Source organism: Streptomyces cathayae (assembly GCF_029760955.1).
GTDB lineage: Bacteria > Actinomycetota > Actinomycetes > Streptomycetales > Streptomycetaceae > Streptomyces > Streptomyces cathayae.
In genome coordinates this window covers 5,743,798-5,765,854 of record NZ_CP121682.1, presented here as the reverse complement: position 1 = coordinate 5,765,854, position 22,057 = coordinate 5,743,798, and the positions used below count along the sequence as shown (strand labels likewise).

Below are 22,057 nucleotides of genomic sequence, written 5' to 3'. Positions count from 1 at the left end.
GGTGTCCGTCATGCGTGGCGAGGGCCCGCCGCTTCCCCGGAGGAAGCGGCGGGCCCTGGCCCGTCGGTGAGCGTCAGCCCGTGGTGAACCAGACCGTCGTGTCGGCCGGTACCTTCGTCTTGTCGCCGGTTTCGGTCACCTCGCCGTTGGTGATCAGGACCCTGCCGTAGGACGGCGTGGTCACCGCCTTGCCGGTGGTGTTCGCGACGCACACGAACTCCCCGCGGCGGAAGGCGAGTACGCCCTCCGGGGCCGGGAGCCACTCCACCGTGTCGCCCGCGCCCAGGTCGGCCTGTTCCCGGCGCACGGCGAGTGCGGCGCGGTACAGCTCCAGGGTGGAGCCGGCCGTCCCGGTCTGCGCCTCGACGCTCAGCTCGCCCCAGCCCTCCGGCTGCGGCAGCCAGCTGCCGCCGGACCCGAAGCCGTACGAGGAACCGGCGCGGGTCCACGGGATCGGCACCCGGCACCCGTCGCGGAAACCGTCCTGGCCGGCGCCCCGGAAGTACGCCGGGTCCTGGCGCACCTCGTCGGGGAGGTCCACGACGTCCGGCAGGCCCAGTTCCTCGCCCTGGTAGACGTACGCCGATCCGGGCAGCGCCAGCATCAGCAGGGTCGCCGCGCGGGCCCGGCGCAGGCCCAGTTCGCGGTCGCCGGGCAGCCGGAGCTGGGTGCCGAGGCCGGCCGGGTTACCGAAGCGGGTGGCGTGCCGGGTGACGTCGTGGTTGGACAGCACCCAGGTGGCGGGGGCGCCGACCGGGCGCATGGCGTCCAGGGTGCGGTCGATGACCTCGCGCAGTTCCTCCGCGTCCCAGTGGGTGCCCAGGTACTGGAAGTTGAAGGCCTGGTGCAGTTCGTCGGGACGGACGTAGTTGGCGGTGCGCTCGACGGTCGGGGTCCAGGCCTCCGCGACGAAGATGCGCTCGCCCGAGTACTCGTCGAGGATGAGGCGCCACTGCCGGTAGATGTCGTGCACGCCGTCCTGGTCGAAGAACGGCATGACATCGTTGCCCAGCAGCTTCAGTTGCTCGTGCGATCCCAGGTCCGGCAGGCCCTCGGCCTTCACCATGCCGTGGGCGACGTCGATGCGGAAGCCGTCGACGCCCATGTCCAGCCAGAAGCGGATGATGGAGCGGAACTCGTCGCCGACGGCCGGGTGTTCCCAGTTGAAGTCGGGCTGCTCCGGGGCGAAGAGGTGCAGGTACCACTCCCCCAGGGTGCCGTCGGGCTCGGTGACCCGGGTCCAGGCCGGGCCGCCGAAGATCGACTCCCAGTCGTTGGGCGGCAGTTCGCCGTTCGTGCCCTTGCCGGGCCGGAAGTGGTAGCGGTCCCGGGCCGGTGAGCCGGGGCCCTCGGCGAGCGCCCGCTTGAACCACTCGTGCTGGTCGGAGGAGTGGTTGGGCACGATGTCGACGATGATCCGCAGGCCCAGTTCGTGGGCGTCCCGGATCAGGGCGTCCGCGTCGAGCAGGTTGCCGAACATGGGGTCGACGGCACGGTAGTCGGCGACGTCGTAGCCGGCGTCGGCCTGCGGGGAGGCGTAGAAGGGGCTGAGCCACACGGCGTCCACCCCGAGGTCGCGCAGGTACGGCAGGCGGGAGCGGATGCCCTCCAGGTCGCCCATGCCGTCGCCGTTGCTGTCGGCGAAGCTGCGCGGGTACACCTGGTAGATCACCGCGTCGCGCCACCAGTCACGCCGCCTGGTGGCGGTGGCGACGGCGGCGGATTCGGTCGGGGAGTCCGGGGAGGTCGGTGCCGGGGCGGTGGAGTGCTGCTGGCTCATGTCTTCCTGTTCGTGTCATCGGGGTGGGGGTGGTGCGGTGAGTGAGGAGAGAAGGCGGCCGCGGTGGCCGGCGGGGTCGGTCAGGGCCGCCGCGGCCGCCACCCGCGCGCTCGGGGCGCGCGGGGTCCTCGTACGAAGGGCGTGGTGGTCAGCCCTTCGTGCCGCCCGCGGTGAGGCCGGTCACCAGGTTCTTCTGCACGAGGTAGAAGAACGCGGAGACGGGTATCGCGATCAGGACCGCCGTGGCGGCCATGAGATTGCGCTGGGCGTCGTGCTCGCTGACGAAGCTCTGCAGACCGACGGCGAGCGTGTACTGGGTGTCGTCCAGCATGAACGTCGTGGCGAAGGCGACCTCGCCGAACGCGGTGATGAAGCTGTAGAAGGCGGCGACCGCGAGGCCCGGCTTGGCCAGCGGCAGGATCAGCCGGGCGAACGTGCCGAACGGGGACAGCCCGTCCACCCGGCCCGCCTCGTCGATCTCGAACGGAATGGTGTCGAAATAGCCCTTCATCAGCCAGGCACAGTACGGCACCGCGGTCGAGCAGTAGACGAGGATGAGGCCGAGATAGGTGTCGATCAGCTGAAGGTCGGACAGGATCTGGTACATCGGGACCATCAGGACGGCCACCGGGAACATCTGGGTGACCAGGAGGGCCCACATGAACTTCTTGTACCCGGGGAACCGCATCCGGGACACGGCGTACCCGGTGGTGGCGGCGACGAGGACGCCGATGACCGTGGTGCCGAGCGAGACGATCAGCGAGCTCTTCAGCCAGTGGAAGAAGTTCGTGTCCTGCAGCACGAACGCGTAGTTGTCCAGCGTCATCTTGCCCCAGATGCCGCCGGGGCGGAGGTAGTCGTCCTTGTCCGGGCCGAGGGACAGGAAGACCAGCCAGGCGACCGGGAACAGCGCGATGAGGCTCGCCACGGCCAGGATGCCGTGCGAGGTGAGGATGGCCAGCGGACCGCGTTCCCCGCGCCCCCGCCTCTTCACGGGCGGGGTCCTCTCGCCGGCCGGACGGTCCGTCGGAGCCTCGGTCTTGACGGTGATGGTGCTCATGGGGGCTCCTGCCTCAGATCGCGAGCTGCTGCTCATTGCGGTTCAGCCAGCGGCGGTAGAAGGAGGTGAAGACGATCAGGATGGCCAGGAGCAGCATGCCGTAGGCGGCGGACTGTGCGAAGTCACGCGGCTGCTGTCCGAAGCCCAGCTGGTAGGCCCAGGTCACGAGGATCTGCGCGTCCGGGGCGGTGTTGCCGAACAGCAGGAAGATGATGGCGAACTGGTTGAAGGTCCAGATGACGCCGAGCAGCACGACGGTGGAGCTGACCGACCTGAGGCCCGGCAGGGTGACGTGCCGGAACCGCTGCCAGGCGTTGGCGCCGTCCATCTCGGCCGCCTCGTAGAGGACGCCGTCGATGGACTGGAGTCCGCCGAGCAGGGAGATCATCATGAACGGCACACCGCACCAGGTGTTGACCATGATCGCGGCGAACCGCTGCCAGAAGGTGTCCTCCAGCCACAGCGGTGTCGGCAGGCCCAGGGACTCCAGGCCCGAGTTGATGATGCCGCTGTCCGCGAGCATGAACCGCCAGCCGAAGACGGTGACGAAGGTCGGCACGGCCCACGGCAGGATCAGGATCAGCCGGTAGAAGGTGCGGCCGCGCAGCTTCTGGTTGAGCAGCAGGGCCAGGCCCAGGCCGATGGTGTAGTGCAGGACGACACAGGCCATCGTCCATACGATCGTCCAGATGAAGTGCGACCAGAAGCGGTCGTAGGCCGTCTCGCCCCACAGGATGTCGGCGTAGTTGTCGAGGCCGATGAACTTGTAGGTGGCCTCGATCTCGTTGACGCCGATGGTGCGGGCCGAGTTGAGGCTGTTGGCGTCGGTGAGGGTGAGGTAGAAGCCGTAGGCCAGGGGGTAGAGCACGATGGTGCCGAGCACGACGACCACGGGCACGATCATGGCGTAGGCGTACCAGTGCTTCTGGTAGGCGTGCTTCAGGCGGCTGACCGGGCCGGGGCGGGGCGCGCGGTCACCGCGGCGTTTGCCGGTCGCGCGGTCGATGGCGACTGTCATGGTTCGGCACCTTCTGGATGATCAAGGGGTTCGGCACAGGCCGGTGGCCGCCGGGCCCTCCCCTCCTGGAAGCGGGTCCGGCGGCCACGCGGGCGGTTACTTGCTGAAGTCCGGCACCAGCTTGACGATGGCGAGCTCCGCGTCGTTCAGCCCCTTGTCCAGGGACTTCTTGCCGCCCGCGATCTGGGGCAGCTCGTCGTCCATCGGAACCCACAGCGAGCTGTACTCGGGCAGGGCCGGGCGCGGCTGGGCGGCCTCGAGGACCGTCTGGTAGCCGGCGATGCCCGGGTCGGCCTTGACCTCGTCGGTGTAGGCGTCGTCGCGGGTGGGCAGCGTGGAGTTCTTCAGGGCGATGGTCTCCTGCGCCTTGGCCGAGGTCATGAAGTTGACGAACTTCAGCGCGGCCTTCTGCTTCGCCTCGCTGGACCCGGCGTAGACGGACAGGTTGTGGCCGCCGGTCGGGGCGCCCGCCTTGCCGGTGGAGCCGGCCGGGACGGTGGCGATGCCCAGGTTCCCCTTGTCCTTGAAGGCGGAGCCCTTGTAGAAGTTGGTGATCTCCCACGGGCCCTGGATGATCGAGGCGACCTTGCCGTTGATGAACGCGTCCTGGATGTGGGTGTACGCGTCGGCGGTGACGTCGGCCTTGTGCAGGCCCTTGCCGTCGAAGAGTTCCAGCCAGGTGCCGTAGGCCTTCTTGGCCTCGGCCGACTTCACGGTGATCTTCTTGGCGTCGGCGTCGACCATGTCGGTGCCCTCGCCGTAGAGGAACGACTGGGCGTAGTAGCCCGCGGTGGAGCCCCAGTAGCCGTCGACGCCGGTCTTGTCCTTGATGGTGGCGGCGGCCTTCTTCAGGTCGTCCCAGGTCTTGGGAGCCTCGACGCCGGCCTTCTCGAACAGTTCCTTGTTGTAGACGAAGGCGAGGGTGTCCGTGACGAACGGGACGCCGTAGACCTTGTCCTCGTACGTGGCCTGCTCGATCAGGTTGGGCTTGAACGCGGCCTGGTCCTTCAGCGCCTCGGTGCCGTCCAGCGGCAGGAAGAAGCCCTTCTTGGCGAAGGCGGGGGTCCAGCCGACCTCGGAGCGCAGCACGTCGGGGGCACCCTTGGAACCGGCGGCGGTGTCGAACTTGTTCTGCGCCTGGTCGAAGGGGACGTTGACGAAGTTGACCTTGATGTCCTTGTTGGCCGCCTCGAACTCCTTGGCCAGGGCCTTGTAGGTCGGTGCCTCGTTGGTCGCGTTGGAGGTGTCCCACCAGGTGATGGTGACCGGGCCGTCGGCCTTGTCGCCGCTGTCGCTGTCTCCGCCGCAGGCCGTCGCTGTGAGGGCGAGGGACGCCACCAGCGCGGTGGCCGCTATGCCACGCCGCATGAGTACTCCTTGAGGGTGTGAAGCCCGGGTGTGCAGGGTGCGGCCCCGTCTGCCGCCCTGCCGACTGCCGGCCGCGCCTATGGGGCCGCCGGGCGACGTGAACGTAACAGCGATGCAACCGATCCGAAAGACCTTGCTGAAAAATTTTGCAAGAAGGCTCGACAGTTATGGCGCCGTGACCTCCCCTTGACCCGGTCCGGGTGGCTCCCCGACCGCCGTGCGACCCCGGGTTTCCGGTCGCAGGGCCGGGGTTCGGACTGTTGTGCAAGACTCTGCAAGTACTTGCCATCCGTTTCCGTCGGGGGAATCATCCCTTGCGGTACGGACGCCGATCACGCCCTGCCGACCACGACATGCCGTGGCGTGCCACGACATGCCACGACAAGAGGGACAGCGATGACCCAGCAGCCCGCAGCGGGCCGTTCGACGGCGCGCACCAGGCGTCCGTCCGGTGTGCAACGAGTGGGCCGGCCGATACAGTCCGGTGCTGTGACCACACGTCTTGCCGACATCGCTGCTCAGGCCGGGGTGAGCGAGGCGACCGTCAGCCGCGTGCTCAACGGCAAGCCGGGCGTCGCCGCCACCACCCGCCAGTCCGTGCTCGCCGCCCTCGACGTCCTGGGCTACGAACGCCCGGTGCGGCTGCGGCAGCGCAGCGAGGGGCTGGTGGGTCTGATCACCCCGGAGCTGGAGAACCCGATATTCCCGGCTCTGGCCCAGGTCATCGGGCAGGCGCTGACCCGTCAGGGCTACACGCCGGTGCTCGCCACCCAGACCCCGGGCGGGTCGACGGAGGACGAGCTGACGGAGATGCTCGTGGACCGGGGGGTGGCCGGCATCATCTACGTCTCCGGACTGCACGCGGACACCACCGCCGACATGCAGCGCTATGAGCGGCTGCGCGCCCGGGGTGTGCCGTTCGTGCTGGTCGACGGCTTCTCCCCGGAGGTGCAGGCGCCGTTCATCTCCCCCGACGACCGGGCGGCGATGGCGCTCGCGGTCACGCATCTGGCCTCCCTCGGCCACATCCGCATCGGGCTGGCGCTCGGGCCGAAGCGGTTCGTGCCCGTGCAGCGCAAGATCGAGGGCTTCGTCCGCGCCATGCAGGACCAGGTGGGCCTGGACGCCCGGACCGTGGAGACGGAGCTGGTCCAGCACTCCCTGTACACCCTGGAGGGCGGTCAGGCCGCCGCCAGCGCGCTGATGGACCGCGGGTGCACGGCGGTGGTGTGCGCCAGCGACATGATGGCGCTGGGTGCGATACGGGCGGCGCGGCAGCGCGGTCTGGACGTGCCGAAGGACATCTCGGTGGTCGGCTTCGACGACTCCCCGCTGATCGCCTTCACCGACCCGCCGCTGACCACGGTCCGCAAGCCGGTCCCGGCGATGGGCCAGGCCGCGGTGCGCACCCTGCTGGAGGAGATCGGCGGGACGCCCGCACCGCACAGCGAGTTCGTGTTCATGCCGGAGCTGGTGGTGCGCGGTTCGACCGCTTCGGCTCCTGGGGACCGGCATCGTCCTTAGGGCGCAGGGCAGGTCGTCGTGCGCACTGCTCCGGGAGGAGCCCGTGGGCCGCTCTCCGGGGGAGGACATGCGGGCCGGGCCCGACCGGGGGATGATCTGCGGGAGGGGCTTTTCTGGCAGACTCTGTGCCCATGGGTGAAACGACGGTGACCACGCTGAAAGGCCGGGAGGACCGGGCCGCAGCGCACCCCGTCGGAAACGGGGCGGGGCAGAGGCTCGTGCGCCGTCTGCGCACCCCCCGCCGGCCTCGGTTGTGGTTCGAGATCCTGCTGATCGCGGTGAGTTACTGGACGTACTCACTCGTCCGCAACGCGGTGCCGGAGCAGAAGGCCAAGGCGCTGCGCAACGCGGACCGGCTCTGGGACCTGGAACAGCAGCTCGGTCTCGCCTTCGAGCAGTCGGTCAACCACGCGGTGAACTCGGTGACCTGGCTCGTGGTCGGCATGAACTACTACTACGCCACGCTGCACTTCGTGGTCACGCTGGGTGTCCTGGTGTGGCTCTACCGTAGTCATCCCGGCCGTTACGCGGCGACCCGGACGGTGTTGTTCTCGACCACGGCCGTCGCCCTGGCCGGCTACTACCTGTTCCCGCTCGCCCCGCCGCGCCTGATGAACGGCGGCGGTTTCGTCGACACCGTCGTGGTCCACGAGACGTGGGGGTCGATGGCCTCCGGCGACCTGAAGAACATGTCCAACCAGTACGCCGCGATGCCGTCGATGCACATCGGCTGGTCAGTGTGGTGCGGGCTGACCGTCTTCGCGCTGGCGGCCGTCCCGTGGGCGCGGGTCCTGGGGCTGCTGTATCCGGCGGGCACGCTGGTGGTCATCGTCGCCACCGCCAACCACTTCTGGCTGGACGCGGTGGGCGGCCTGCTCTGCCTCGCCTTCGGCTACGCGCTGGCGACGGTCTGGTACGGCGGCCGCCCGTACACCCTGCCGAGACTCGTGCCGGACCACGGCGGGAGCCTCACCGGCGCGGGCGGTGGAGACGCGGGCGGCGAGGGCCCGGACAGCCCCGACGACAGGGACCCGGACAGCGAGAGGGCGGGCGTGGTGGCCCCCCGTACGCCGGACTCCGCCCTCGCCCCGGGCGGCTCCCGTGCCCCTGCCCCGGACAGGCCCTAGGACCCGCCGTAGAACAGCTCCTCCATCACGCCCCGCGCCCTGCGGGTCGTGCGCCGGTACACGTCGAGCATGTCGCCGGCGTGGCCCGGACCGTAGCCGAGGTAGCGGCCGACGGCGGCCAGTTCGCGGGGGTTGGTGGGGAAGGTGTCGCCGGCCCGCCCGCGGACCAGCATGACCGCGTTGCGCACGCCGGTGGCCAGCACCCACGCCTCGTCGAGGGTGGCCGCGTCCTCCCCGGAGATGAGGTCCGCCGCGTGGGCGGCGGCCAGCGCCTCCCGGGTCCTGGTCGTACGCAGCGCGGGCTCCCGCGCGCCGTGCCGCATCTGCATCAGCTGCACGGTCCACTCCACGTCGGACAGGCCGCCCGGGCCGAGCTTGGCGTGCAGTTTGGGGTCGGTGCCGCGCGGCAGCCGTTCGGACTCCATCCGGGCCTTCAGCCGGCGGATCTCGCGCACCGCCTCCTCGTCGAGCCCGGCGGCCGGGTAGCGCAGCGGGTCGATCAGCTCGATGAAGCGGCGGCCGAGGTCCGCGTCGCCGGCGACGTGCTCGGCGCGCAGCAGCGCGTGCCGCTCCCACACCAGGGACCAGCGGCGGTAGTACGCCTCGTACGACTTCAGGGTGCGCACCAGCGGCCCGGACCGGCCCTCCGGACGCAGGTCGGCGTCGATGAGCAGGGGCGGGTCGGCGCTGGGGAGCTGGAGCAGCCGGCTCATCTCGGCGACGACCTTGCCGGCCGCGTCGGCCGCCTCCCGCTCGTCCGCGCCGTCCCGCGGTTCGTGGACGAACAGGACGTCCGCGTCGGAGCCGTAGCCCAGCTCGTGGCCGCCGAAGCGGCCCATGCCGATGATCGCGAAGCGGGTGGGGAGGGTGTCCCCCCAGCCTTCCCGGACGACCGCGCGCAGGGTCCCGGCGAGGGTGGCGGCGGTCAGGTCGGACACGGCGCCGCCGACCAGGTCCACCAGGGCGCCCTGGTCGGCCTCGGCGGGCTGGGACTCGGTGCCGTAGGAGCCGACGATGTCGGTGGCGGCCGTACGGAACAGCTCGCGGCGGCGCACCCCGCGGGCGGCGGTGACCGCCTGGTCCGCGCCGTCGGCGCGGTGGACCGCGGCGAGGATCTCCTGCTCCAGGTGGGCGCGGGAGCGGGGCCTGAGGCCTCCGGCCTCCCCGTCGCCGAGCAGGGCCACCGCCTCGGGGGCGCGCATCAGCAGGTCGGGGGCGAGCCGTCCGGCGGACAGCACCCGGGCCAGGTTCTCGGCGGCGGCTCCCTCGTCCCGCAGCAGCCGCAGGTACCAGGGGGTCTTGCCGAGCGCGTCCGAGACCTTGCGGAAGTTGAGCAGGCCGGCGTCCGGGTCGGCGGAGTCGGCGAACCAGCCGAGCAGCACCGGCAGCAGGGTCCGCTGGATGGCCGCCTTGCGGGTCACGCCGGACGCCAGCGCCTCCAGGTGCCGCAGGGCAGCGGCCGGGTCGGCGTAGCCGAGGGCGACCAGCCGCTCGCGGGCCGCCTCCGCGCTGAGCCGGGTCTCGCCGGGGGCGAGCTGGGCGACCGCGTCGAGCAGCGGCCGGTAGAACAGCTTCTCGTGCAGCCGCCGTACGACGGCGGCGTGCCGCCTCCACTCGCGGGTCAGGCTCGTCACCGGGTCGTTGCGCATGCCCAGGGAGCGGCCGATGCGGCGCAGGTCGGCCTCGTCCTCCGGGACCAGGTGGGTGCGGCGCAGCCGGTACAGCTGGATGCGGTGTTCGAGCGAGCGCAGGAAGCGGTAGGCGGCGTCGAGCTGGGCGGTGTCGGCGCGGCCGACGTAACCGCCGGCGGCGAGCGCCTTCAGCGCGTCGAGGGTGGTGCCGCTGCGCAGGGAGGGGTCGGTGCGGCCGTGCACCAGCTGGAGCAGCTGCACGGCGAACTCGACGTCGCGCAGCCCGCCGGGGCCGAGCTTGAGCTGGCGGTCGACCTGGGCGGTGGGGATGTTCTCGACGACCCGGCGGCGCATCTTCTGGACGTCGGCGACGAAGTTCTCCCGCTCGGCGGCCTGCCACACCAGCGGCTGGAGGGCGTCGACGTACTCCTCGCCGAGGGCGAGGTCGCCGGCCACCGGGCGGGCCTTGAGCAGCGCCTGGAACTCCCAGGTCTTGGCCCAGCGCTGGTAGTAGGCGCGGTGCGAGGCGAGGGTGCGGACGAGGGGGCCGTTGCGTCCCTCGGGCCGCAGGTTGGCGTCGACGGGCCAGATGGTGCCCTCGACGGTGTTCTCGGAGCAGATCCGCATCATGTGCGAGGCCAGCCGGGTCGCGGCGCGCAGGGCCTTGTCCTCGTCGGCACCACCCACCGCCTCTCCGACGAAGATGACGTCGACGTCCGACACGTAGTTCAGCTCGTGTCCGCCGCACTTGCCGAGCGCGACCACCGCGAGCCTGCACAGGGCGGTGTCCTCGGGGGCGTCGGCCTCGGCGAGCGCGAGGGCGGCCCGCAGGGTGGCGGTGGCCAGGTCGGCGAGTTCGGCGGCGGTCTCGGACACCTCGGTGGTGCCGCAGACGTCCCGGGCTGCGATGGACAGCAGGCAGCGCCGGTAGGCGACGCGCAGCGACACGGGGTCGGTGACGCCGGCGAGGCCGTCCTCGAACTCGGCCAGGCCGGGGTGCAGGTCCCGCGCCTCGTACGTGACCAGTGCCCGCCAGTCGCCGGCGTGCCGGGCGAGGTGGTCGGCCAGGGCCTCGGAGGCGCCGAGCACGCCGAGCAGCCGGTCGCGCAGCGGCTTGGCGGCGATCAGCGTGTCGAGCACTTCCTGGCGGTCGGTGGCGGTGGCCTGCGCCTCCAGCAGCCGGACCAGCCCGTGCAGCGCGAGATCGGGGTCGGCGGTCGCGCCGAGCGCGTCCAGCAGCACCGGGTCGTCGCGCACGGGCACCAGCTCGGGTCCGTCCAGCAGCCGCTCGGCGGCGGACGGGTCGGTGAAACCGTGCCGCAGCAGCCGTGTGAAAGTGCTGCTCCTGCGTCCCGGCACCGACGTCATCCCCGGCCTCCCTCGGTCCTCGGATCACGGTGGTCGTACTGGCGACGAGCCTATCGGCACCTTCGGGGCCCGGCCCCGGGACGGCGTGCGACGCGTTCCGGGAGAGCGCGCGGGGCCGCCGCGGTCCGGGACACGCCGTCCTGTTTTTCAGTGGCGCCGCGCACCGTTTTCGGCTTCGGTGAGGGGGAGCCGTCCAGCCGGACGAGGTGGCGGTTCGCGTACTGCCGAAGCCGACGCCGACCGGACGGCCGGACCGCAGGCCGCACCGCAGGCCGGACCGACACAGGAGCTGTGCCCATGGACATGACCTTCGAAGTGCTCCCGCTGCCCGTCAGGGACATCGACCGGGCCCGGGACTTCTACCGGGACCAGGTCGGCTTCCACGTCGACATCGACCAGGAGGTCATGCCGGGCATGCGCATCGTCCAGCTGACGCCGCCGGGCTCCGGCTGCTCGATCGCGCTGGGCGACAGCATCTGGGAGATGGCGGGCGACACCCCGCCGGCCCCGGGCTCCTACCAGGGCCTCCAGCTCTGCGTCGCCGACATCAAGGCGGCCCATGCCGAACTGACCGCCCGCGGCCTGGAGGTCTCCGAGCCGGTCGCGTACGCCCCGGACGACGGCGCCACGTTCATGTACTTCAAGGACCCGGACGGCAACGGCTGGGCCGTCCAGGAGTACCGCCGCCGGGCGGCGGAGCCGCTGCACCGGCTCCTGTCGAGCCTGGCGAACCGGGCTGACGGCCGGAAGTAGAGCGAAGGCCCCGCGGGAGGGCCGCCGCACGCCGGCGGTGGCCTCCTCGAGCACCACCGGGTGTCCGGTGCCGCTGAGCGACGGCGGTCCGGTTCGGTCAGGCGTACGGTTCGGGGACCGGGAGCCGGTAGTACCCGTCCTCGGGGGACTCGACCAGCCGGGACGGTCCGAGCAGTTCCCTCAGCGAGGCGATCCGGGTCGGCAGGGCGGTGCGCAGCGACGCCCGGTGCGCGTGCAGGATCTCCTCGACGATCTGGTCGGCGCGCAGGGTCCGGCCCGGCTGCCGGGCCAGCACGGCCAGGATGTCGAACTCGTCGTCGGGCAGTTCGGTCGGGGCACCGTCGACCAGGACGGCCCGCTCCCGCAGGTCGACGCGTACGCGCCCGGCCAGCAGCAGGTCTGTCGGCGGTTCCTCGAAGGGCTCGTCGGGGACGGCTGCGGCGGGGGCGGTTCCGGAGCCGGTGGTGGCGGGCTCGGCGAGCCGGCCACGGCGCAGCACCGCCCTGGCCCGGGCCAGCAGTTCGGCCAGGTTGTAGGGCTTGACGAGGTGGTCGTCCGCGCCCAGGTCGAGCGCTCGCACGCAGGACAGGTGGTCCCCGCGCGCGGTGGTCACCAGGATCGGGACCGTGCTGGCGGCCCGCATCGCGCCGCACAGCCCGAAGCCGTCGCAGTCGGGGAGGGCGAGGTCGAGCAGGACGACGTCCGGGCGGGCCCGGTCCAGCAATTCGAGCGCGGCCCTGCCGGTGGACGCGCACACCGCCTGCAGACCCTGTTCCTCCAGAGCTGCTCCGAGAGCCGCCGACACCCGTTCGTTGGCCTCAACGACCAGTAGTTTCACATCGTCCTCGTTCTTGGGTGGCTCTGGCGTGCTCGGCGTTCTGAGACGTTCGACGTTCTGAAGCGTTCAGCGTCCTGAGGTCTGGCGCTGCCGTGATCGTGTGCGCGTCTCGCCCCATCCGCTCCCCGCTCCCTGCTGGTCCGAGCGGATGTGGTCGGGGAGCACCCTCGGCGGCCAGCTGCCGATGCTGAACATGCCCATCGAGTACGCCTTCGCCGCCAGTGCCGTCCGGTTGGGCACCTGGAACTGCCGCAGCAGCATGCCGACGTGGTACTCGATGCCCTGCCGGCTGAGGAACAGCTTGGCCGCCAGGCGTACGGTCGGATCACCCGCCGCCACGCCTTCCAGGACCTTCGCGCTGAGCGGGGCCAGCTTCCCCTGCGAGCCGTCGTGCGCCTCGCGGTCGACGGCTGTTTCCTCCGGCGTGAACTGCACCACGATCATCTCGACCCGGCCCGCGCCGTCGGTCACCGGGAACGCGGTGATCCTGCCGGAGACCGTGTTGCCGTAGACGGACAGGACGACGGGGTGTCCGACGAGACGAGTCCGGTGTCCCTGCACGAGCCGGCCGAACTGATGCAGTACGTGCTGTCGCACACTCGGGTGCAGGAACTCCACGAACTCACGCCCGCGCAGTTCGTCCGCCCGCTGGGCGCACCGGGGCATCACGGGACTGTTGACGGAACGCACCCGCAGATTCAGATCGAGAATGGCGAGAGCGATTCCAGAGCGCTCGAAAAGCGAAAGGAACGCATCACGGTACTTCTCGCTTCCGATTTCCGCGTCAAACAGCGAAGAATCTATTTCATGCACCGTTTCGGTGGAATACGGACTTTTCCCGGGCGGGGCGGCATGTGCCTCCGCCATCCGGAGGAGCCCGCCCACCGTGCTGATCTTTGCGTGGGCCATGTAAGCCTTTCCCTCCCTCTCTCGAATTTTTCACTGGCTGAGAGCCAGCCTACGGAGCACGGGCGTTGACGTGCAATGGAATCCGGAACCCCCGTGAAAGACTGTGGTCGCCGCCCCGCGGGTTCGGAGAGACCGTCGTGACAGGGTGCGGGAAGCGGTGGGAAACGTCCCCGGACACCGCTCGGCCACCTCTGGCCATCTGCGGATTACCGGCATTTCCACCCACATTTTCCATGGCCGGACGGGACCAATCCGGCTTACCGGCGAGTAGCCCGTTCGGTGCACCGATCGGGCACCGGTCACCGGGCACCGGTCCCGACACGGGCCCTCGCCCCGGCATCCCTACCCACGCCGGCACCCCGGCTACCGGATCACAGTCGTTCAGCGAGCACGCCCGAACCGAAGACCGCCTTTCCGGCCATGCGGCGCACCGCCGGAACCAGTCCGGCCCTGCCGTCCACGTCCAGCCGGTGGTACAGCCTGGTGAGGCTCTTCTCCACGGCCCGCCGGGTGACTCCGAGCGCCTCGGCGGTGTCCTGGTTGGTGTGGCCCAGGGCCACCAGGGAGGCGACCCGCCACTCGGTTTCGCTGAGCACTCCGCCGGCCACCGGTACGCCTCCGCACGGCGGCGCACTGTGCGGGGACGGCGGTTGCGGGGCGATCCAGCGCCGCAGCACCGCCCCGCCCGTCGCCTCGGCGATCCGGTCCGCCTCGGCGAGGATCTCGTCGGAGCCCGGCCGTCCGGCGTCCCGCATCCGGTTTCCGTACGCCGTCAACGACCGCCCCAGCTCCAGGTGGTTGGAGCTCTCCCTGAGCACGGCGACGGACTCGGCCAGCAGGGACAGCGCGTAGCGGCCGCGCACCACGGTGCCCCACATGCGCAGGGTCCGGCCGAGTGCGGCCGGAGCCCCGAAGTGCCGTGCCCGGTCACAGGCCCGGGCGAGGAGCCGGAGCGCGCCCTCCGGGTCGCCGAGGCGGAGCAGCAGGGGCGCGCACCACACGTCGACCGGGAACAGGGTCCGGTTGCCCCAGCCCGCCGCCTCGGCGCGGCGGGCGGCGTCCTGCAGATCGGCCGCGAGGGCGGGCAGTTCACGCTCCGCGGTCAGCGGGATCTGCAGCACCCGCAGGGCGAGCCCGCACACCGGCTGCCCGGCGCCCTGCCCCTGGGCCAGCCGGTCGCGCAGCCGCTCCGCCAGCCAGGTGTCACCCGTCTCGACCGCCACGGACGTCAGGCTGAGCACCGTCAGCCAGTCGTGGTCCCCCAGCGAGTCCCCTGCCGGGTCCCGCGCCGGGCCGGGAACTGTCGCGCAGGCCTCCCGCGCGTCCGCCCGGGCGTCGGCGGGCCGGCCGGCGTGCACGGCGGTGAGCGCGCGCCGGCTCAGCACGGCCGTGCGCAGCCGCCGGTCGTCGCGCTGCCGCGCCGTCTCGAGCGCCGTGTCCAGCCAGCAGCGCGCCGGTTCACTCGCCTCCGCGACGGCCGCGCAGGCGATCGTCAGCGCGGACGCGCCGTACTCCGAGGCGGCCGACGCCGGTTCGTGCTCCAGCAGCCACCGCGTGCGGTCGGCGACCTCGGTGGCGGGCAGCCGGCCGCCGAGGACGCCCGCAAAGACGAGGACCGTCATGAGTTCCCGCCGGGCCGCGGTACCGGGACCGGGAACCGGCCCGGGGGCGAGGGTTCGCAGCCGCTGGACGGCGGCGGCCCGGGCCGCCGGGTCGCCCAGCCGCGACAGCCGCACGCGGGCTTCCAGCCGCAGCCCGAGCTCCGCCGCCTCCGACGTCTCCGGCCTCTCCGACATCGCGGATGTCGCTGACATCGCTGACATAACTGTCATCGCTGAGGGCTCCGGCGCTTTCGGGGCGGCCCGGGTCACCGGGTCGGCCGTCGGCACCATCGGCTCGGTGCGCCCCGCCCCGGCCTGTTCCAGCATCTCCGACGCCGCGTGCGGGGCGGAGAGGAACAGCGTGAGCGGCACCCGGGCCACGACCGCGGCGCGTTCGGGGACCGCCTCCAGCAGGGGAAGCGCCTGGCCGACGTGGCGCAGCATCGCGGAGGTGTCGGCGTTCTGTTCCACGTCGGCGAGGGCGGCCAGCAGGTCGCCGCGCTGGGCACTGTCGGACGGGAACTCCCGCAGGGCCCGGCGCAGACAGCGGATCGCGAGCGCGTCGTCGCCACCGCGCCACACTTCGTGGGCGGTCTCCCGCATCACCCGTGCGGCCTCGGGCCAGTCGCCGGGGCCGACCTCCATGAAATGGGGGACGAGCCGCTCGGCCGGTGCACCCGAGTCATGGAGCAGTTCGGCAGCCCGGCGGTGCAGCCGGTCGCGTTCGGCGAGCGAGATCCCCTCCTCGGCGGCTTCCCGTACGCAGTCCCACAGGACGGGCGGTGTCCAGCGGTCGGCGGCCCAGCCGAGTCCGATCAGCGCTCTGGCCGCCGCGTCACCTTCGGCCGGGTCCAGATCCGCCAGCCGGGCGAGGATGTGCGTCTCGGCCTCCCCGCCGAGGAGCGCCGCGCAGGCGGCGAGCCGACCGACGGACTCCGGGTGACCGGTCAGGGCCGCGGCGACACGGGACCGCAGGCTCCAGGGCGCGGGCTGGGCACGGGCGGTGTCGAGCAGGCGTGCGGAGGCACCGCGCCCCGCACGCTCCAGCCGCTCCAGCCGCTCCAGCCGCTCCAGCCGCTGCAACAGGGAGATGATCAGCGTCGGGTTGCCGCCGGTGGCGTGGCTCCAGGCGTGGGCCTGGTCGTCGGCGAGCACGATGCCGTGTTCCCCGAGCAGGGCGCGTATCCCCTCCGTGCCGAGCGGTCCCATCCGGATCACCTGGTCGGCGGCCGACAGGATCTCCTGCACACCCGGCGTCTCGGTGGCGAACTCCCCCTCGCACACGGCGACCGTCATGAGCAGCGGGTCCGGCCCCGGGTCGGCGAGCAACGCGGTCAGCCGGGTCAGGGCCGGCTCCCCCGCCCGCTGCAGGTCGTCGACGAGCAGCACGACCGGACGGCCGGCGGTTTCCGGACGGGCCGGACCGGGGCGGCCGAGGGGCAGGCCCTGTTCCAGTCGGCTGCCCCGCGCTCGCCGTACGACGAAGTCGTGCTGTTCCGCGTGGACCGCGACCGCGTCGAGGAAGGCGGAACGCCCCATGCCCGGAGTTCCGGTGACCGCAATGAGCATGCTGCCGCCGGTTTGCGCACTGTTCATCATCCGTTGGACCGTGTCGAGATGCTCTATCCGCTCCAGAAGCCGCACGGAGCCTCCATTCATCAGCGGAACCGGTCAAGTACGGTCCACTCCAGGCCGGTTGACCCCAGCGAGCCGCCTGGACACAAAGGCCCGGCGCCCTCAACAAAAAGTCACAGCACTGTCATATCGTAATGATTATGAGTTCGAGACGATCAGAGTCGGCGCATCCGATTCCCTCGGTTCCCTCGGCCCCCTCGGTCCCCTCGGTCTCCGCCTCCCGTTCCCACCCGCTCGGAACGGGCACCGCCGCCCTGTCGGCCGCCGCGCCGCGCGGGCCCTCCACCTGCCCGGTCCGTGGCGAGCACCGCGGCGCACGCTGCGTGGTGATACTGGGCTCCCCCGGCCGTGGCTCGGTGGACGCCATCGCCCGCCATGTCAGTGTCACGTACGGACGGGAGGCGAACGTACGGCGTGTGGGCTGCCGGCGTGAGGCGGCCGGCACGGAGCACGCCGTGCTGCGACGCCTGCTCGGTGCCTCGCCGTCGGGTCACGAAGTCCGTTACGCGACGCACTCGTTGGTCTGCGGGCTGCTGGCGCGCGGGCCACTCGTCCTCGCCATCGGCGATGCGCAGTGGTGCGACGAGGGCACGCTCCGCTTCATCGACCAGCTGATGCGCGCCACCTACCGGCAGCCGCTGACCGTTCTGCTGCACCTGCCCCCCGGACTGCCGGGGCCCGCCGCGGCGACGTTCCACGAACTGGCGACGCGGGACTACTGCACGGTCATCGACGCCGCGGGCCTCCGGCCCGCCGACACCGCCCGGCCGGCCTCCGACGACCTGGCCGAACTCGCCCTGCGCGAACCCCGGTTGCTCGAGGTCGCCCTGGCGGCGGCGGCCCTCGGCAGCACCGACCCGGACCTCGTCGGTGCCCTGGCCGGGCTCCCGTCCAAGACGACGGGCCGGCTCCTGGAGGAGGCCGGGGCCCGCGGTCTGCTCCCCGGCCCCCTGCCGGCCCACGGCACCCCCTCGCTGCTGGACACCCTGCCCGAGGCCGAGCGGGAGCGCCTGCGCGCCCAGGCCGCCGAGATCCTCAACGACGCGGCCAGACCCGCCGAACAGGTGGCCGACCTGCTGCTCGAGCAGAGCACGCTGGACCGCTCCTGGATGCGTGCCGTCCTCAGGGAGGCGGCGGCAGCCGCCCGGCACGACCGCCCGGCTGCCGCGGTGTCCTACCTGACGCGGCTCCACGCCGCCGACGCCGACGATGCCGCCGTCCGCATGGACCTCGCCACCGCGCTGGTCGACATCGATCCCCTGGCTGCCCGTAAGCACCTCGCCCACCTCGCCGGGACGCCCCCCGGCACGGGTGATCCACTGCTCCGGGCCCACGCCGCCGACCTGCTCCGGCTCACCTCCCTCATGGTGCACGACTCCCCCGACACCCCCGCCGCGCTCGACGCGCTGCTGCGTGAACCGGACCCCGGCCGTCAGGACGGCCCGCCGACCGGGCGGGCACGACGGGCCCCGGCCACCGCCCCCGCCGCCCCCACGGTCTCTGCGGTCTCTGATGCCGCTGCGATTCCTGACACCTCTGCGGTCCCTGAGGTTTCTCCGGTCTCCTCGATCCCCGTCGCCCTCACCCCGCCCACCCCCTCCACCGTCCCGGTCCTCACCGACCACCCGACCGAGCGCATGGTGCTCGCCGTCCGCGCGCTGCGCACCGCGCTGACCGCCTCCGGGCCGGATGCGCGGGAGACGGCGGTCGCCGACGCCCGTCAGGTCCTCTGGTCCGGACGGCCGCACACCGCCTGGGCCAGGGTCGCCGCGGCGCGGGTCCTCGCACTGGCCGACGACACCGCGACCGCACTCGACCAGTTGCAGCGGACCGTCGCCGACAGCGCCGAACGCGAGGAGACGTGGGCCGAGTGCCACGCCGCCTCGGCGCGGGCCCTGGTGCTGCTCGAGTCGGGCCGGGCGGCCGAGGCCGCCGAGGCGGCGTCGGCCGCGTCCCGTCTCTCCGAGGCGGAGGGCACCTCGGGGCGGAGCCGGCTGGCGTCGATCACCCTCGCCCACGCCCTGGTCGCCCGGGGCGACCTCGACCGGGCGCAGGAGGTACTGCTCCGGCTCGACGGCCGTCGGCTCGACGACTGCGTCTGGGAGCACCACCACCGCCTGACGGCCCTGGCCCTGGTCGAGCGTGGCCGCGGCCGGCCCGAGCAGGCCCTGCGTCTGTTCGAGCAGTGCGGAGCCGGTCTCGCCGCCGCCGGTGTGGGCAACCCGGTGTTCAGCCTCTGGTGGGTGCACAGCACCGAGTTGCTCATGCGGCTGGGACAGTCGGGCGCCGCCGCCCAACGGGCCGATTTCGGACGTCAGTTGGCCGAACGATGGCCGACGGCCCGCAGCACGGGGCTGAGTCTGCTGGCCCGGGGCGTGTCGGCCGACCCGGCCGGCTGCGTCGAACTGCTCACCGAGAGCGCCCGGATCCTGGCCCAGAGCTCCGACCGGCAGTCCCACGCCCTCGCCGAACTCCGTCTCGGCAAAGCCCTGTTGCACCGGTCGGACCGGGGTGCGCCCGCCCGCCTGCGCGCGGCGCTGGCGACCGCCGCGCGGTACGGCCTGGCCTCCGTCGCCGAACAGGCGCGGTACGCGCTTCGCTCGGCGGAGGGCCGGCACACCCTGGCGGCGCTCAGCCACGCCGAACGTCCCGTGGCGGAACTGGCGGCGGCCGGAAAGTCGAACCGGGCGATCGCGGACGCCCTGCACCTGACGGTACGCACGGTCGAGTACCACCTGACGAACGTGTACCGGAAGCTCGGCATCCCCGGGCGGGCCGGCCTCGCGAGGTGGTTCCCGGCGCACGGACCGCAGCCTGCCGAGGCGCGAGCGCCCGGCGGGACACGGTGAACCGGCCGCTCCGGCCACCGCGTTCACCCCGCGCACCCGACGGGCTCCTGGAACGGGCCGGGGAGCGGGCCACGTTGGAGCGGGCCGTACGCCAGGTCGCGGACGGCGGGACGGCGACCGTCCTCGTGCGTGGCCGCCCGGGCACCGGACGCAGCGCCCTGCTCGCCGAGGGCGCGGCCCTCGCCCGGCAGGCCGGCCTGCACGTCCTCACGGCCCCCGGACAGGACGGACCCGCCTCGGTCAGCGGCCCGTCGGCCCTGTTCACCGACGACACCCGGAGCACATCGAAGGGGCCCGCTTCCCCCACCGGCCGCCCGGAACCGCGACCCGCGTTGTGGGTGCTCGTCGAGGGCTCCGAGGGCTCCGAGCACTCTGCGGGCTCCGGCCCGGCGCCGCTCGGCGCACAGGCCGATCCCGCATACGAGTTGTCGCTGCGCCCGCTGACCGAGCACGCCGTACGGACGCTGCTCGCACGGGCGTACGGCGAGGAGGCGGCCGACTCGCTCCTGCCGGCCGCGACCGCCTCGACCGGCGGCAACCCGGCGGTCCTGTGCGCCGCGCTCCGGCGACGGCCCGGCCCGCCCCCCGACGCCGCCGAATTCGCCGCGCTCGCCGACCGGACGGGCCGGCACCATCTGCGGACCGTACTGGCGCGAGCGTCCGCGCGGGCGTCCGCACTCGTCACGGCGAGCGCGGTGGCGGCGGGGCACTTCTCGTTCCGCCAGGTCTGCGGGTTGGCCGGGATCTCCGTGCCGGACGGCGAGCAGGCGCGTACGGAGCCGGCCGTCACCGGTCTGCTCGACTCCGCCGCCGCAGGGCCCCGGCTGTACGACCCGCTGGTGGCCGAGCGGGCCCTCGGCCTCCTGGACGGTGACCGGCGCCGTGAACTCCACGAGCGTGCCGCGCGGTTGGCGCACCGCGAGGGTTTCCCGCAGGACGTGCTCGGCCGGCTGGCCGCACGGACCTCGCTGGACGAACCCTGGGTCCCCGGCGCGCTCCACGCAGCGGGGGTGGCCGCGCGCCGGTCCGGCGACGACGACGCGGCGGTGGTGTTCTTCGAACGGTCGTTGGACCACGGAGCGGACGGCGGGCTGCGCACGGACGTCCTGCTGGAACTGGCGAAGGCCCAGTCCTCGCGGCGGCCGGTGGCGGCCGAGCGCGGATTCCGGCGGATCCTGCGGGAGACCGACGTCCCGGACCGGTCCGGGGCCCTGCTGTTCGCCGCCGACGTGCTGGCGCTGCGCGCCGGGGACGACGCGGCGGCGGCGCTCGGCGCGGCGGCGGCGCGGGCGACGTCGGAGGCCGAGCGGCGTACGCTGCGCGGCCTGCACGCGCTGGCCGCGGAGACCCGTCCACCCGGACCGGCGCCGGACGCCCTGTCCCCCGGCCCGTGGGACGGCCGGGGGACGCCGGAGTTCGACGCGACCCGGGCCGCGGCCGGGGCCTGGCGGCACTGTCTGGCCGGGCAGAAGATCGACGAGGCCCGCCGACTGGCCGGGAGCGTGCTGATCCGGGCGGGAAACGGGCTGTTCACTCCCCGGCTGTTCGCCGCGCGCGTGCTCGCCGTCGCCGAGGACGTGGCGCTGGCCCGGTCCGGGCTGCAGCGGATCACGGCCGAGGCGCGACGGCACAGGGTGAGCCCCGTGACCGGTCAGGCACTGCTGGGGCTTGCGGAACTCGCCTTGCGTACGGGCGAGTTGGAGCAGGCAAGGGAGCGGCTGGCAGAGGCGGTCGCCGAGGTGCCCAGGCACCACTGGCATCCGCGGGCGCTGCCGGGACTGACCGCGGTGGAGGCACTCGTCGCCCTGGAGTCCGGCCGGACGGACCTGGCGGAGTCGGTCCTGGCGCGGTCGGCCCGGACGGAGGTCCCGCCGGACCGCACCGGGTACGGTCTGGGCCCTGCCCGCCTGCTGTTCGCCCGGGGCGTCCTCTGCCTGCGCACCGGCCGGACCTCCGAGGCGAGGGCGCAGTTGCGCGAGTGCGGCCGGATGCTGCGGCCCCTCGGCTGTGTGAACCCCGCCGTCATTCCCTGGCGTTCGCATCTCGCCATGGCGGAGGCGGCCTGCGCGGCCCCGCAGGCGGCGGAGCGCCTGGTGGTCGAGAGCCTCACGGCGGCCCGGGCCTGGGGCGCGCCGGGCGCGGTCGGCGCCGTCCACCTCTGGGCGGGGCCGGCCCTCCCCGACCGTACGGCGCTCGGGCACCTACGGACCGCGGTACGTCTGCTCGCCGGCATGCCGACCCGGAGACTGTACGCGCGGGCGATGGTTGCGCTGGCCTCCGCCCTGCTCGACACCGGCCGGTCGGCGGAGGCACGGAGCCTGCTCGACGAGGCGGTCAGACGGGGCCGGCCGTTCCCGCTCACCGAGGAGGTCGCCGCCCGGCTCGCCGCCCAGCCCGGCTCGAACCGGGCCCGGCTGAGTCCGGCCCAGCTGCGGGTCGCCCTGCTGGCGGCGGAGGGCCGGTCGAACACGGCGATCGCCAAGGAACTGTCGGTCGGCGTCCGCACCGTCGAACTCCACCTGACGCACACCTACCGCGCCCTGGGCATCAACGGCCGCCCCGACCTCACGGTGGCGCTGGGCCACCCGTGAGCAAG

Annotated in this window: 13 protein-coding genes; 5 read left to right on the top strand and 8 right to left on the bottom strand. The window is 72.7% G+C overall.

Annotation, left to right across the window (positions count from 1 at the left end; all coding sequences use genetic code 11):
- Nucleotides 1-73: 73 nt before the first annotated feature.
- From PYS65_RS26300 to PYS65_RS26285, 4 genes are all read right to left on the bottom strand, one after another.
- Nucleotides 74-1,780: a glycoside hydrolase family 13 protein gene (locus PYS65_RS26300; RefSeq protein ID WP_279336407.1), complete on the bottom strand. Its 1,707-nt coding sequence runs from the start codon at nt 1,778-1,780 to the stop codon at nt 74-76.
- Nucleotides 1,781-1,928: 148 nt separating this feature from the next.
- On the bottom strand, nt 1,929-2,840 hold the full coding sequence (locus PYS65_RS26295) for a sugar ABC transporter permease (protein ID WP_279336406.1): 912 nt from the start codon (nt 2,838-2,840) through the stop codon (nt 1,929-1,931).
- A 13-nt stretch (nt 2,841-2,853) separates the two neighbouring features.
- Entirely contained in the window at nt 2,854-3,858 is a 1,005-nt protein-coding gene (locus PYS65_RS26290) for a carbohydrate ABC transporter permease (protein WP_279336405.1), read from the bottom strand.
- A 96-nt stretch (nt 3,859-3,954) separates the two neighbouring features.
- Nucleotides 3,955-5,226, bottom strand: coding sequence for an extracellular solute-binding protein (locus tag PYS65_RS26285; RefSeq protein ID WP_279336404.1), 1,272 nt, complete (start codon nt 5,224-5,226; stop codon nt 3,955-3,957).
- Between the two features lie 489 nt (nt 5,227-5,715).
- Here PYS65_RS26285 and PYS65_RS26280 point away from each other — a divergent pair, with 489 nt between their 5' ends.
- On the top strand, nt 5,716-6,750 hold the full coding sequence (locus PYS65_RS26280) for a LacI family DNA-binding transcriptional regulator (protein WP_279336403.1): 1,035 nt from the start codon (nt 5,716-5,718) through the stop codon (nt 6,748-6,750).
- 131 nt (nt 6,751-6,881) lie between these two features.
- Entirely contained in the window at nt 6,882-7,877 is a 996-nt protein-coding gene (locus PYS65_RS26275) for a phosphatase PAP2 family protein (protein ID WP_279336402.1), read from the top strand.
- Here the strand turns inward: PYS65_RS26275 and PYS65_RS26270 are convergent.
- Nucleotides 7,874-10,876 carry a bifunctional [glutamine synthetase] adenylyltransferase/[glutamine synthetase]-adenylyl-L-tyrosine phosphorylase gene (locus PYS65_RS26270; protein ID WP_279336401.1) on the bottom strand — a complete coding sequence of 1,001 codons (3,003 nt, stop codon included), beginning with the start codon at nt 10,874-10,876 and terminating at the stop codon, nt 7,874-7,876. The two genes, PYS65_RS26275 and PYS65_RS26270, sit on opposite strands and share 4 nt — an antisense overlap.
- Nucleotides 10,877-11,173: 297 nt before the next feature.
- On the opposite strand from PYS65_RS26270, the gene PYS65_RS26265 reads away from it, so the two are divergent.
- On the top strand, nt 11,174-11,629 hold the full coding sequence (locus tag PYS65_RS26265) for a VOC family protein (protein WP_279336400.1): 456 nt from the start codon (nt 11,174-11,176) through the stop codon (nt 11,627-11,629).
- Between the two features lie 97 nt (nt 11,630-11,726).
- Here the strand turns inward: PYS65_RS26265 and PYS65_RS26260 are convergent, their stop codons facing one another.
- The 3 genes from PYS65_RS26260 to PYS65_RS26250 all read right to left on the bottom strand — a co-directional run bounded on the left by PYS65_RS26260 (nt 11,727) and on the right by PYS65_RS26250 (nt 16,573).
- The gene (locus PYS65_RS26260; RefSeq protein WP_279336399.1) at nt 11,727-12,467 is read right to left on the bottom strand and encodes a response regulator transcription factor; all 741 of its coding nucleotides are present in this window, start codon (nt 12,465-12,467) and stop codon (nt 11,727-11,729) included.
- A 66-nt stretch (nt 12,468-12,533) separates the two neighbouring features.
- Nucleotides 12,534-13,334 carry a PAS domain-containing protein gene (locus tag PYS65_RS26255; RefSeq protein ID WP_279338084.1) on the bottom strand — a complete coding sequence of 267 codons (801 nt, stop codon included), beginning with the start codon at nt 13,332-13,334 and terminating at the stop codon, nt 12,534-12,536.
- 413 nt (nt 13,335-13,747) lie between these two features.
- Entirely contained in the window at nt 13,748-16,573 is a 2,826-nt protein-coding gene (locus PYS65_RS26250; RefSeq protein WP_279336398.1) for a helix-turn-helix transcriptional regulator, read from the bottom strand.
- 362 nt (nt 16,574-16,935) lie between these two features.
- Here PYS65_RS26250 and PYS65_RS26245 point away from each other — a divergent pair, with 362 nt between their 5' ends.
- Nucleotides 16,936-19,461, top strand: coding sequence for a helix-turn-helix transcriptional regulator (locus PYS65_RS26245; RefSeq protein WP_279336397.1), 2,526 nt, complete (start codon nt 16,936-16,938; stop codon nt 19,459-19,461).
- The gene (locus PYS65_RS26240) at nt 19,458-22,052 is read left to right on the top strand and encodes a LuxR C-terminal-related transcriptional regulator (RefSeq protein WP_279336396.1); all 2,595 of its coding nucleotides are present in this window, start codon (nt 19,458-19,460) and stop codon (nt 22,050-22,052) included. The genes PYS65_RS26245 and PYS65_RS26240 overlap by 4 nt, the downstream gene beginning before the upstream one ends.
- Nucleotides 22,053-22,057: the final 5 nt, after the last annotated feature.

Excerpts from the sequence above, each read along its gene's own strand:
- PYS65_RS26295 (WP_279336406.1), bottom strand. The coding sequence starts at position 2,840 with ATGAGCACCATCACCGTCAAGACCGAGGCTCCGACGGACCGTCCGGCC.
- PYS65_RS26270 (WP_279336401.1), bottom strand. The coding sequence starts at position 10,876 with ATGACGTCGGTGCCGGGACGCAGGAGCAGCACTTTCACACGGCTGCTG.
- PYS65_RS26250 (WP_279336398.1), bottom strand. The coding sequence starts at position 16,573 with ATGAACAGTGCGCAAACCGGCGGCAGCATGCTCATTGCGGTCACCGGA.
- PYS65_RS26275 (WP_279336402.1), top strand. The coding sequence starts at position 6,882 with ATGGGTGAAACGACGGTGACCACGCTGAAAGGCCGGGAGGACCGGGCC.
- PYS65_RS26265 (WP_279336400.1), top strand. The coding sequence starts at position 11,174 with ATGGACATGACCTTCGAAGTGCTCCCGCTGCCCGTCAGGGACATCGAC.
- PYS65_RS26285 (WP_279336404.1), bottom strand. The coding sequence starts at position 5,226 with ATGCGGCGTGGCATAGCGGCCACCGCGCTGGTGGCGTCCCTCGCCCTC.
- PYS65_RS26290 (WP_279336405.1), bottom strand. The coding sequence starts at position 3,858 with ATGACAGTCGCCATCGACCGCGCGACCGGCAAACGCCGCGGTGACCGC.
- PYS65_RS26255 (WP_279338084.1), bottom strand. The coding sequence starts at position 13,334 with ATGGCGGAGGCACATGCCGCCCCGCCCGGGAAAAGTCCGTATTCCACC.
- PYS65_RS26300 (WP_279336407.1), bottom strand. The coding sequence starts at position 1,780 with ATGAGCCAGCAGCACTCCACCGCCCCGGCACCGACCTCCCCGGACTCC.